General features: G+C 62.6%; 7 protein-coding genes. 6 read left to right on the forward strand and 1 reads right to left on the reverse strand.

Annotated features, from left to right (window positions below; translation table 11 throughout):
- Positions 1 to 140: 140 nt before the first annotated feature.
- From recC to yfiB, 6 genes are all read left to right on the forward strand, one after another.
- Positions 141 to 3593: an exodeoxyribonuclease V subunit gamma gene (gene recC, locus QRN10_RS16805; protein ID WP_285428737.1), complete on the forward strand. Its 3453-nt coding sequence runs from the start codon at positions 141 to 143 to the stop codon at positions 3591 to 3593.
- Complete coding sequence (gene recB / locus QRN10_RS16810) at positions 3590 to 7264, forward strand: exodeoxyribonuclease V subunit beta (RefSeq protein WP_285428738.1); 3675 nt, start codon at positions 3590 to 3592, stop codon at positions 7262 to 7264. Before recC ends, recB begins: the two co-directional genes overlap by 4 nt.
- A complete protein-coding gene (recD, locus tag QRN10_RS16815; protein ID WP_285428739.1) occupies positions 7261 to 9318 on the forward strand; it encodes an exodeoxyribonuclease V subunit alpha in 2058 nt (685 codons plus the stop codon). Before recB ends, recD begins: the two co-directional genes overlap by 4 nt.
- A 155-nt stretch (positions 9319 to 9473) precedes the next feature.
- Complete coding sequence (gene yfiR, locus QRN10_RS16820; protein ID WP_181078856.1) at positions 9474 to 10049, forward strand: regulatory sequestration protein YfiR; 576 nt, start codon at positions 9474 to 9476, stop codon at positions 10047 to 10049.
- Entirely contained in the window at positions 10046 to 11308 is a 1263-nt protein-coding gene (gene dgcN, locus QRN10_RS16825; protein WP_253509369.1) for a diguanylate cyclase DgcN/YfiN, read from the forward strand. Before yfiR ends, dgcN begins: the two co-directional genes overlap by 4 nt.
- 4 nt (positions 11309 to 11312) lie before the next feature.
- Complete coding sequence (gene yfiB / locus QRN10_RS16830; protein ID WP_285428740.1) at positions 11313 to 11804, forward strand: outer membrane lipoprotein YfiB; 492 nt, start codon at positions 11313 to 11315, stop codon at positions 11802 to 11804.
- Positions 11805 to 11865: 61 nt separating this feature from the next.
- Here yfiB and QRN10_RS16835 read toward each other — a convergent pair whose 3' ends face one another.
- On the reverse strand, positions 11866 to 12813 hold the full coding sequence (locus QRN10_RS16835; protein ID WP_253509367.1) for a LysR family transcriptional regulator: 948 nt from the start codon (positions 12811 to 12813) through the stop codon (positions 11866 to 11868).
- Positions 12814 to 12888: the final 75 nt, after the last annotated feature.

Genomic DNA, 12888 nt, shown 5'->3' on the forward strand with positions numbered 1-12888 from the left:
CGTCAAGATTAAATTCCGAAACCCCAATTGCGAGAGCAGTTGGGGTTTTGTTTTGCGCGCTCGAAAAGCGCCACGGGCGTCAACGTCGTCATCAATGCTAAAGTCCATACCCCCGATTTTGCTTTCCCAAGGAAGCTGTTATGCCGGATGCGGAGTCCCTCAGCGCTGGATTCATGGTGGTTCACGGTAACCGCTTGGATGAGCTGCGCAGCCTGGTGGTGAGCTGGATGCGCCGGTACCCCCTCGCGCCCCTGGAAAACGAAATTGCGTTGGTACAAAGCAACGGTATCGCCCAGTGGCTCAAACTGGCACTGGCTGAAGATCCAGAAGATGACGACATGGGCGGCTGCGGCATTGCCGCCGCCATTGATGTGCAACTTCCTGGCAGTTTTATGTGGCAGCTCTATCGCATGGTTCTGGGCCGCGATGAAATCCCGCCCAAATCCCTGCTCGACAAAGCCCCACTCACTTGGCGCCTTATGCGCCTGCTGCCGGAACTGATCAACCAACCACACTTCGAACCGTTGCAGCGCTTCCTCACCCACGACACCGACCTGCGTAAGCGCTATCAATTGGCTGAGCGCCTGGCTGACCTGTTTGACCAATATCAGGTCTACCGTGCTGACTGGCTGGAGGATTGGGCCGCCGGCCGCCATCAACTTCGCAACGGGCGAGGTGAAACCAAACCCCTGAACCCGGCGAACTGCTGGCAAGCAGAATTGTGGCGTGCATTGCTGCTGGACGTTGGGGAAGAGGGTATGTCTGAAAGCCGTGCCGGCGTGCACCAGCGCTTCATCGAGCGGATCAATTCGCTTGAGCAGGCCCCGTCCGGCCTGCCTTCACGAGTCATTGTTTTCGGCATCTCTTCCTTGCCGGCCCAGGCTCTTGAAGCACTCGCCGGGTTGGCTCGTTTCAGTCAGGTCCTGCTGTGCGTACACAACCCCTGTCGCCATCATTGGTCCGACATCGTCGCCGACAAAGACCTGCTTCGTAGCGAATACAAACGGCAGGCGCGCAAGACCGGCATGCCCATCAGTATCGACCCGCAAACCCTGCACCAGCACGCCCATCCGTTGTTGGCCGCCTGGGGCAAACAGGGGCGCGACTACATCAGCCTGCTGGACAGTTACGACGACCCTAACAGCTACCGCGCCGCATTCCGCGATGGACGCATAGACCTGTTCAGCGACAGTGAGCCCACCACGCTGCTCAATCAGTTGCAGGACGATATCCTCGAACTGCGCCCGCTCAATGAAACCCGCGCTCTATGGCCCGCTGTCGACTTGCAGCGTGACACGTCAATCCGCTTCCACATCGCCCACAGCGCTCAACGCGAAGTCGAAGTGCTCCACGACCAATTGCTGCACCGCTTCAGTGCCGACGCCACGCTGCGGCCTCGGGACATCATCGTCATGGTCCCGGATGTCGATAGCTACGCGCCGCACATTCGCGCCGTGTTCGGCCAACTCGAGCGCAATGATCCGCGCTTCATCCCATTCACCTTGACCGACCAGGGGCAACGTGGACGCGACCCTCTGCTGATCGCCGTGGAGCACTTGCTCAAACTCCCCGACAGCCGCTTTCCTGTCAGCGAAATTCTTGATCTGCTCGACGTGCCCGCCCTGCGCGAACGCTTTGCGATCAAAGAGCGCGACTTGCCGACGCTGCACCGCTGGATCGAAGGGGCCGGCATTCGCTGGGGGCTCAACGCGCAACAACGTGCCAGCCTGGGCCTGCCCGCTGAGCTTGAGCAGAACAGCTGGCGATTCGGGCTGCGCCGCATGTTGCTGGGATACGCAGTCGGTAGCGGTGCGGCCTGCGAAGGTATTGAGCCCTACGATGAGATCGGCGGTCTTGATGCCGCGCTGATCGGCCCGCTGGTCGCGTTGCTCGATGCACTGAGTGATGCTCACCAGGCCTTGTCCGAACCGACTACTCCCCAACAATGGGGCGAACGCCTGCAACGCTTGATGCAGCGGTTCTTCTTGGCCAGCAGCGAACATGATGACTATCTCCTAAGCCAACTTGAGCAACTGCGGGAAACCTGGCTCGAAACCTGCGAGTCCGTCGGTCTGCAGGATGAGTTACCACTCACCGTGGTCCGTGAAGCCTGGCTGGCCGGTCTGGACCAGGGCCGGTTGTCTCAGCGTTTTCTTGCCGGCGCTGTCAATTTCTGCACCCTGATGCCGATGCGCGCTATCCCCTTCAAACTCGTCTGTCTGCTGGGTATGAACGATGGCGATTACCCCCGTGCGCAGCCGCCACTGGACTTCGACCTGATGGGCAGCGATTACCGCCCTGGCGACCGATCGCGCCGCGAAGATGACCGTTACCTGCTGCTCGAGGCCCTGCTCTCGGCCCGCGACCAGCTCTACATCAGTTGGGTCGGCCGTAGCATCCGAGACAATAGTGAGCGCCCGGCTTCGGTGCTGATCGGCCAGCTGCGCGATCATCTCGCCAGCGGTTGGAAGCACGCAACAAGTGACGAACCGCTCATCGACGCCCTGACTCAGGAACACCCCTTGCAGCCCTTCAGCGCCCGCTATTTCCACGCGGGCGATCCATTGTTCAGCTACGCCCGTGAATGGCAGCTGCTGCACGAGGCCACATCCACTGCCGCGCCGGAGCCCGAGCTGACGCAACACCAGCAAGAAGAACCGCTAAGCCTCGGTCAGTTGCAGGATTTCCTGCGCAACCCGGTCAAGCACTTCTTCAGTCAGCGCCTGAAAGTATTCTTTGAGGCCGCCGAAGTTCCGCTCGCCGATGAAGAACCTTTTGTCCTGGACGCCCTGCAACGCTACAACCTGAGCGACAGCCTGCTCAATGCTGCACTGAGCCAGCCGGATCACCTCGACCAGGCGCTCAAGGCCCAGGCCCAGCGTCTGCAGGGCAGTGGTCTGTTGCCCATGGTTGGTTTCGGCGAGTGCCTGCGCAACGAACTGATCGAGCCCTTGCCCGATCTGCTGCAACGCTACCAGCAACTGCTGGCCCTATGGCCAACTCCGCATACCGCTGCCGAACCGGTCAGTTTTGAGCATCAAGGGATCAGGCTCGAAGGCTGGGTCAGCGGCCTGCATCGGCGCAGTGATGGCGGATTGCTCAGCGTGAGCACCATCCCGAACAGCATCGGCTCGATCAAGACGCGCAAGTGGCATCGTCTGATCCGCCCTTGGGTCAATCACGTGGTGGGCTGCGCCTGCGGACTGCCCTTGAGTACTGGCCTGGTGGCCAGCGACGACACCTTACTCCTGGCTCCGCTGGCCCCGGCGCTCGCCCAGGACATCCTCGGCAACCTGCTCCTGGCCTGGCACAGCGGTATGCGCAAGCCACTGCCGGTGGCCGTCAAGACCGCATTTGCGTGGCTGGGCCAAACCGATCCGGCCAAAGCCCATGCCGCGGCGAGCAAGGCCTATGAAGGCGACGGCCTGACCACCGACGGCGAACGGAGAGAGAGCCCTGCGCTCACGCGCCAATTCCCGGACTACGCAGCGCTAACGGCCAGCGAAGAATTCGAGGGTTGGTGCGAAGCGCTCTATCGACCGATGATCAATGCGCCGTGGCGATCACTCACTGGCGAGGAGGGCGGCGCATGAGCAGTAAACCCTTGGCGCTGGCCTTCCCACTTAAGGGCAGCCAGCTGATTGAGGCCAGCGCCGGCACCGGCAAGACCTTCACCATCTCCGCCTTGTACCTGCGCCTGGTGCTTGGCCACGGCGGCGATGAGTGGGGCTTTGGGCGGGAATTGCTGCCGCCGCAGATCCTGGTAGTGACGTTTACCGACGCCGCCACCAAAGAACTGCGTGAACGCATTCGCATTCGTCTGGCCGAAGCCGCGCGGTTCTTCCGCGACGAGATCCAATCACCCGACGCATTAATCACCGACCTGCGCGCGCACTATGCGCCGCAACAGTGGCATGCCTGCGCCAACCGCCTGGACATCGCGGCCCAGTGGATGGACGAAGCGGCCGTCTCCACCATCCACAGTTGGTGCCAACGCATGCTGCGCGAGCACGCGTTCGACAGCGGCAGCCTGTTTACCCAGACGTTGGAAACCGATCACAGCGACCTGCTCGGCGAGGTGCTGCGCGATTACTGGCGACTGTTCTGCTACCCGATGCACGACGATGCGCTCAACTGGGTGCGCACCCACTGGGGCGGTCCCGCTGCGTTGATGCCGCGCGTGCGCGCGCTGTTCGGCAGTGAACGGCCCGGCGACGACACACGCGCCCCCGCCGAATTGATCAACGCTTGTCTGCAGGAGCGTCGCGAGGCGCTGGTCGCCCTCAAAGCGCCCTGGCAACAGTGGGCCGCCGAACTGCGCGATCTCTGCCTGCAAGCCGTGGCCGCCAAAGCCGTCGACGGTCGTAAGATGCAGGCACGGTATTTCGAGCCCTGGTTTGAAAAAATCAGCGCCTGGGCGAACGATGAAACCCTGGAGCAACTGGATATCGGCACCGGTTTCAGTCGCCTCACGCCCGAGGGTATGGCCGAAGCCTGGAAAGACGAACCGCCCCGGCATCCCGGCATCGAGGCCATGGCCACTCTCAAGGCCAGCCTCGACGCGTTGCCGAGCCCCGACGCCGCCGTGCTACAACACGCGGCCGCCTGGGTGAGCAAACGGTTCGAAGAAGAAAAACGCCGCCGCGCCGAAATGGGCTTCGACGACATGCTGATCCGCCTTAACGCCGCCCTTCAAGCAGAGGGCGGCGAGCGCCTGGCCAGTGTGATCCGCGAGCAGTTCCCGGTAGCGCTGATTGATGAATTCCAGGACACCGATCCGGTGCAGTACAGCATCTTCGACAGTATCTACCGCATCGAAGAAAACCACCTCGACAGTGGCCTGTTCCTGATTGGCGACCCCAAACAAGCGATCTACGCTTTTCGCGGCGCCGACATCTACACCTACCTGCGCGCGCGCAAGTCCACCCTCGGCCGTCATCACACCCTGGGCACCAACTTTCGCTCCAGCCATGCAATGGTCGAGGCGGTGAACCACGTATTCCAGCGCGCAGAAACCGGGCGCGGCGCGTTCTTGTTCCGCGCACCGAATGGCGACAATCCGGTGCCGTTCCAGCCGGTATTGTCCCAGGGGCGCAAAGAAACCCTGCTGGTCGACGGCCAACGGGTGCCGGCGATGAACCTCTGGCACCTGCCCACCGATCAACCGATTTCCAATGCGGTTTACCGCCAGCACCTGGCCGCTGCCTGCGCCACGCAGATTGTCGAGTTGCTCAACGCCGGGCAGCAAGGTAAGGCCGGCTTTCTACAGCCGGACGCCAGCCTCAGAGGCGTAATGCCGTCGGACATCGCCATCCTGGTGCGCGACGGCAAGGAAGCCCAAGCCGTGCGTGGCGAATTGGCCGCCCGAGGCGTGCGCAGTGTGTACCTGTCCGATAAGGACTCCGTATTCGCTGCCCAGGAAGCCCACGACCTGCTGGCCTGGCTCAAAGCCTGCGCCGAGCCGGATGTGGAGCGCCCACTGCGCGCCGCCCTGGCGTGCGTCACCCTGAACCTGACACTGCCTGAACTGGAACGTCTGAATCAGGACGAACTGGCGTGGGAAAGCCGCGTGATGCAGTTCCGGGGCTACCGTGCGATCTGGCGCACCCAAGGCGTGTTGCCGATGCTGCGGCGCTTGCTGCATGACTTCAAATTGCCGCAAACCCTGATCGCCCGCAGCGACGGCGAGCGGGTGTTGACCAACCTGCTGCACCTGAGCGAATTGCTGCAACAGGCCGCCTCGGAGCTGGACGGCGAACAGGCGCTGATCCGCCACCTGGCCGAGCATCTGGCACTGTCGGGGCAAGCCGGTGAAGAGCAGATCCTGCGCCTGGAAAGCGATGAGCAATTGGTCAAAGTGGTCACCATCCACAAGTCCAAAGGCCTGGAGTACGACCTGGTGTTCCTGCCGTTCATCTGCTCGGCCAAGCCGGTGGACGGCAGTCGCCTGCCGCTGCATTACCACGATGAACACGGCACTTCTCACATCAGCCTGCGCCCGACTGCCGAACTGATTGCCCAGGCTGACGACGAGCGGCTGGCCGAGGACCTGCGTTTGTTCTATGTCGCCCTGACCCGCGCCAAGCATGCGTGCTGGCTGGGCGTTGCCGACCTCAAACGCGGCAATAACAGCCGTTCGGTCCTGCACCTGTGTGCGCTGGGCTATTTGCTCGGCGGCGGCGCAGCGCTCGGCGAGTCCGCGGGCCTGGCGCGTTGGCTATTGAACTTGCAGGACGGTTGCCCAGCCATCCATTACGCCCAGGTGCCCGAGGCGCGGGACGTGTTGTTCCATCCGCCACGCAACCCGGCCACGTTGCTGGCGCCGTTGTTGCCCGCTCGCAAGGCGGCGGAAAACTGGTGGATTGCGTCCTACAGCGCTCTACGCATCGGCGACAGCCTGAGCACCGCTACCCTCGAAGCGCCTGAAAGCCCACAAGCGCAAAAGCTGTTCGATGACGAACGCCTCGACCCTGACGCACCGCGCGAAATGGCGGCATCTGGGGGCGATATTCACCGTTTCCCACGCGGGCCCAATCCCGGCACCTTTCTGCATGGCCTGCTGGAATGGGCCGGTGAAGACGGCTTCAACGTAACGCCTGAGGCTATCGAAAAAGCCGTTGGCGCGCGCTGCAATCGGCGTAACTGGGAAGGCTGGATCGTCACCCTCAGCGCCTGGCTGGGCCACCTGTTGCACACACCACTGCCTGTGGATAACGGCCATGTCACCTTGAACAGCCTGCAGCAGTACCAGATCGAAATGGAGTTCTGGTTCGCCAGCCATAAAGTCGATGTACTTGCTCTGGATAAACTGGTGTGTCAGCACACTCACAACGGCGTCGCCCGCGTAGCTGCCGAACCGGTGCTGCTCAACGGCATGTTCAAGGGGTTCATCGACCTGACGTTTGAACACCACGGTCGCTACTACGTGGCCGACTATAAATCCAACTGGCTCGGCCCCGACGATTCGGCCTACACCCGGCAAGCCATGGAACAGTCGATCCTCGAGCATCGCTACGACCTGCAATACGTTCTTTACCTGCTGGCCCTGCATCGCCAGCTCAAGGCGCGCTTGCCCGACTACGATTACGACCGTCACGTGGGTGGTGCGCTGTATCTGTTCCTGCGCGGCACCCAGTCGGCCAGCCAAGGCGCCTATTTCACCCGACCGCCACGCGCGTTGATCGAGGGCCTCGATCTGCTGTTCCAAGGCAAACCGCTGCCGCCGAAGGCTGAGCCCGCCTGGGAACAAGGAGTGTTGTTATGAGCCTGTCGCCGCTCCCGCTGGAGGCGTTGGAACCGTTGGAACGTGCCGTCGACCTGGTGCAACTGCTGGAGCGCTGGGTCGAGCGCGGCTGGTTGCGAGCGCTGGACAAAGCCTTCGTCGGCTTCCTGCACGAACTCGATCCCCTGGCCGATCCTCTGTTATTGCTTGCCGCTGCATTGACCAGCCATCAACTGGGCCACGGCCATGTCTGCCTGGATTTGTTCGAAACCCTCAAAGCGCCGGATTTCGCTCTGTCCCTGCCTCCCGAAGGTGACCTGCAGACCGGCGCGATGCTCCTCCCGTCGCAGTTGCTCGATGGCCTCGACGGCGCTCACTGGTGCCATGTACTGGCCGCCAGTCCCTTGGTCGCCCTGGCGCTGGACGGCAGCGAGGCGGCGCAGAGCCGGCCCTTGGTGTTGTCAGGTAAACGTCTGTACCTGCGGCGTTATTGGACTTACGAGCGGCGTATCGACACTGCATTGCGCCTGCGCCTGGCGACCCGCGAAAACGTTGCCGACGATTTGCCCGAGCGCTTGAACGGTCTGTTCGACCAACCTGCGCCCGACGGCGTGGTGGATTGGCAGAAACTCGCCTGTGCACTGGCCACGCGAGGTGCGTTCAGCATCGTCACCGGCGGGCCCGGCACCGGCAAGACCACCACTGTGGTGCGTATGCTTGCGTTGCTGCAGGCACCTGCCGTGGAAATCGGCACCCCGTTGCGTATTCGCCTGGCGGCGCCCACCGGCAAAGCGGCTGCGCGGCTCACCGAGTCCATCAGCCAGCAAGTGCTGTCGCTGAGCGTGCCCGAGGCCGTGCGCGAAAAAATTCCTACTCAGGTCACCACGGTTCACCGCTTGCTGGGCAGTCGTCCAGGCACCCGACACTTCCGGCACCATGCGGGCAACCCATTGCCGTTGGATGTGCTGGTGGTGGACGAGGCCTCGATGATCGACCTGGAAATGATGGCCAACCTGCTGGATGCCCTGCCGCCCCATGCCCGTCTGGTGCTGCTGGGCGACAAGGATCAATTGGCGTCCGTGGAAGCCGGCGCGGTGCTCGGTGACCTGTGCCGCGACGCCGAGGCCGGTTGGTACAACCCCGACACGCGCCAGTGGCTGCAAGCCGTCAGCGGCGAAGACCTCAGCACCAGCGGCCTGAGCGAAGACCTCGACCACAGCCATCCCCTGGCCCAGCAAGTGGTGATGCTGCGCTACTCGCGCCGGTTCGGCGAAGGCAGCGGCATCGGGCAACTGGCGCGCTGGGTCAATCAACAGAACGCGGAAGAAGCGCGCAGGCTGCTGGCTGCGCGCAGTCACCGCGACCTGTTCTGTGTCAGCCTCAAGGGCGAACACGACCACGCCCTGGAGCGCCTGGTGCTGGACGGGCAGGGCGGCGGTGCCGAGGGCTATCGTTATTACTTGAACCTGCTGCAATCGGCGCGTCCGTCACCTGCCGCCCCGCGTGACGACCCCGCCTGGACGGCCTGGGCCCAGCAACTGTTGCAAGCCTTCGACGCGTTCCAATTGCTCTGCGCCGTGCGCAAGGGCCCGTGGGGCGTGGAGGGGCTGAACGCGCGTATCACTGCGGCGTTACGCAAGGTGAGGCTGATCGAAGGCGATGAGCAATGGTATGAAGGTCGCCCCGTGCTGATGACCCGCAACGACTATGGCCTGGGTTTGATGAATGGCGACATCGGCATTGCCCTCAAACTGCCCGAAAGCGACGGCGGCCCGCAGGTGCTGCGCGTCGCGTTCCCACGTAACGATGGTCAGGGTGGTGTGCGTTTTGTACTGCCCAGTCGTCTGAATGATGTGGAAACCGTGTACGCCATGACCGTGCACAAATCCCAGGGCTCGGAATTCACCCACACCGCGCTGATCCTGCCGGACGCCTTGAATCCAGTATTGACCAAGGAGTTGATCTACACCGGCATCACCCGCGCCAAACGCTGGTTCAGCTTGATCGAGCCGCGCGGCGGTGTATTTGAGGAAGCGGTGCGACGCAAGGTCAAGCGTTTGAGCGGGCTGATGCTGGAATTGGATAGCGGCGCCTGAAAAGCTGACTGACAGGTCATCTAATATTTCTGATTTCGCTGTGTGAATTTTCTGAAAAAATAGCGGCCCTCGCGATGGCACTGCCTCGCGGGGTTTTTCGCCGCTGTGCTATCGTTGCGGCATCACCCCACGAAAACACCCGAGAGAATCGCAGCATGAACGTGGCTGTCTCGCCCACAGAGTGCCGTTGGAGCTGGAGACGCCTGCTGCTGATCGCGCTGCTGTGTGTGCTGGCACCGCGCGTGTTCGCTGAAGCCTCAGGCGGCGACCGCATGGCTGATCAGCGTGCCGAGGCCGTCACTCAGGTGGTCCTGGGCATCCTCAGTTATGCGCGCTGGCCGGTCGAGCCGGCGCAATTGCGTTTGTGCATCGTCGGGCCTACCCAATACACCGACGACCTGATCAAGGGCACCACTCAGGCCACCGGCCGTCCGGTAGTGGTGCAGCGCCTGCTGGTCAACCATCCCGATATCGTCAATGCCTGCGATGCGGTGTACATTGGCAAGCTTTCCGCCGACGAGCGCAGCCAGTTGTTTGCCTCGTTGATCGGTCACCCGGTGCTCAGCATCAGCGAAGGCGGCGACCCATGCACCGTGGGCAGTCTGTTCTGCCTGCGTGTGGGCAATGAGCAGGTGTCGTTCGAGGTCAACCTCGACTCGGTGGCACGCAGCGGCGTGCGCATTCACCCCAGCGTGCTGCAACTGTCCCGCCGCCGGTCGCCGGGGCCATGACCGACGTGAAAGTGCGACCTACCCTGCGCTCCGTCATCGGCCGTGGTCACTTGATCCTGGCGCTGGTGGCGGTGACCCTGGCCAGTGTGTCCCTGACCCTGCTCGGTGTGTTGGCGCTGCGCGTATATGCCGAACATAACCTGCAACTGATCGCGCGCTCGATCACCTATACGGTGGAGGCGGCGGTGGTGTTCAACGACAGCGCCGCAGCCACCGAAGCACTGAGCCTGATTGCTTCCACCGAAGAAGTGGCCGAGGCCGAAGTATTCGAGGCTGATGGCAATCTATTAGCCTATTGGGCGCGACCCGAAACCGGCCTGCTTTCGCGGGTTGAATTGGCGCTGGCGCACACCCTGCTCGAACAGCCGATCAACCAACCGATCCTGCACCAGGGCCGCACGGTCGGCAGCATTCACCTGACTGGCCACGGCGGCAGCCTGCTGCGCTTCCTGCTCAGCGGCCTGGCCGGGATTCTGATCTGCACCGCCCTCAGCGCCTGGGTGGCGTTGCACCTGGCCCGGCGTCTGCTGCGTGGGATCACCGTGCCCCTGCAAAGCCTGGCCGCGGTAGCCCACGCCGCTCGCAGCGAGCGCGATTTTGACCGGCGAGTGCCACCGGCGCGCATCGCCGAACTCGACAGCCTCGGCAGTGACTTCAATGCCTTGCTCGGCGAAATGGAAGCCTGGCATAGCCACCTGCAAAGTGAAAATGAAACCCTGGCCCACCAGGCCAGCCACGACAGCCTGACCGGGTTGCCCAACCGCGCGTTCTTCGAGGGGCGGCTGATCCGAGCCCTGCGCGGCGCGGCCAAGGTCAACGAGCGGGTCGCGGTGCTGTTTCTCGACAGTGACCGTTTCAAGGACATCAACGACACCTTCGGCCACGCCGCCGGCGATGCGGTGCTGGTGGCCGTTGCCGCACGTGTGCGCGCGCAACTGCGGGACGGTGACCTGGTGGCACGCCTGGGCGGTGATGAATTCGCCATCCTGCTCGCGCCGTTGCACAAGGCCGAGGATGCACAACGCATCGCCGATAAAATCATCGCCAGTATGGACCTGCCGATTGACGTACCGGGTGGTACCCAGGTGGTCACTTCTCTGAGCATCGGGATTGCCCTTTACCCCGAACATGGCGCCACGCCCGGCACCTTGCTCAACGCCGCCGATGCGGCAATGTACCAGGCCAAACGCCTGTCCCAGGGCGGCCAGCACACGGCGGAGTCGGAGCACTCCGCTGTCAACGTTCAACACAGGAGTTGATCCCTTGTTCTCGACTGCACGCGTTATGTTTCTTATCTTGCTGGTGGCCCTGTCGGCCCTCGGTGGCTGTCAGACCCAACCCCCCAAGGGCCTGACCCCGGCGCAAGTCGCGGTGCTCAAGCAACAGGGGTTCGAACTCACCGACGACGGCTGGGCGTTCGGCCTGTCGGGCAAAGTGCTGTTCGGCAGCGACATCGAAACCCTCAACCCGCCCAGCACTGTAATCGTTCAACGCATCGGTAAAGCCTTGCTCGGCGTAGGTATTGAGCGCGTGCGCGTCGACGGCCACACCGATGCCTCCGGCAAGGAAACCTACAACCAGCAACTCTCCCTGCGCCGCGCCAAAAGCGTGGCCACGGTGTTGACTGGCGTGGGCATGAAAGACGAAAACATCCAACTGCGCGGCTTGGGCAGCAGCCAGCCAGTCGCTTCGAACGACACCGCAGCGGGGCGCACCGAGAATCGGCGGGTGTCGATTGTAGTGATTGCCGACTGAGCGGCTTCAATCTGAAAGACCATCAAGTACGTGAAGGGGCTCGCCCGGCTGACCCATTGCTTTAATCCGCAAACCGCATCTGCCGGGTTTCCCCCATCAACAACCCCCGGTTCTGCTCCGTCACTTCCCGGATGTAGTCCCACAACAATGTAATGCGCTTCAACTTGCGCAGATCCTCCCGGCAGTACATCCAGAATTGGCGCGTAATCGTGATCTGCTCCCCCAGCACCGGCAGCAGGCGCGGGTCCTGTGCCGCCAGGAAACACGGCAAAATCGCCATCGAACGGCCCTGCTGCGCGGCCACGTATTGTGCAATGACGCTGGTGCTGCGCAGGCTGGCGCTGGCGCCGGGCACCACGTTGGCCAGGTAGAGCAGCTCGGAGCTGAAGGCCAGGTCGTCGACATAGCTGATAAATGGGTGCGTGGCCAGGTCCGATGGGCGTTGGATCGGTGGGTGTTGGTCGAGATAATCCTGGGTGGCATACAACTGCAAGGTGTAGTCGCACAGTTTGCAGCACACGTAAGGCCCGTGTTCCGGGCGTTCCAGGGCGATGACGATGTCGGCTTCGCGTTTGGACAGGCTGATGAAGTGGGGCAGGGGCAGGATGTCCACCGAGATCGCCGGGTAGGTGTCGACGAAGTGGCTCAACTGCGGCGTGACGAAGAAGCTGCCGAAGCCTTCGGTGCAGCCCATGCGCACATGCCCCGACAACGCCACGCCGGAGCCGGACACCTGCTCGCAGGCCATATGCAAAGTGCTTTCGATGGACTCGGCGTAGCCCAGCAACCGCTGGCCTTCGGGGGTGAGCACAAAACCGTTGGTGCGGGATTTCTCGAACAGCAGCGTGCCCAGTGACACTTCCAGCGAACTGATGCGCCGCGACACCGTGGTGTAGTCCACCGCCAGGCGCTTGGCGGCGACGCTGGCCTTGCGGGTGCGGGCCACTTCGAGGAAAAACTTCAGGTCATCCCAGTTCAGGGAGCCCAGCGACGTGATGTTTTTTTGCATATTGGTCCGGCTTTTATGTGCGTTCTTATTAGAGATTTGCACATCTATACTCCAAAAACAGTCCGAGCGCCTCAT

The sequence above is a fragment of the Pseudomonas sp. lyk4-R2A-8 genome (assembly GCF_030209095.1).
Classification (GTDB): domain Bacteria; phylum Pseudomonadota; class Gammaproteobacteria; order Pseudomonadales; family Pseudomonadaceae; genus Aquipseudomonas; species Aquipseudomonas quebecensis.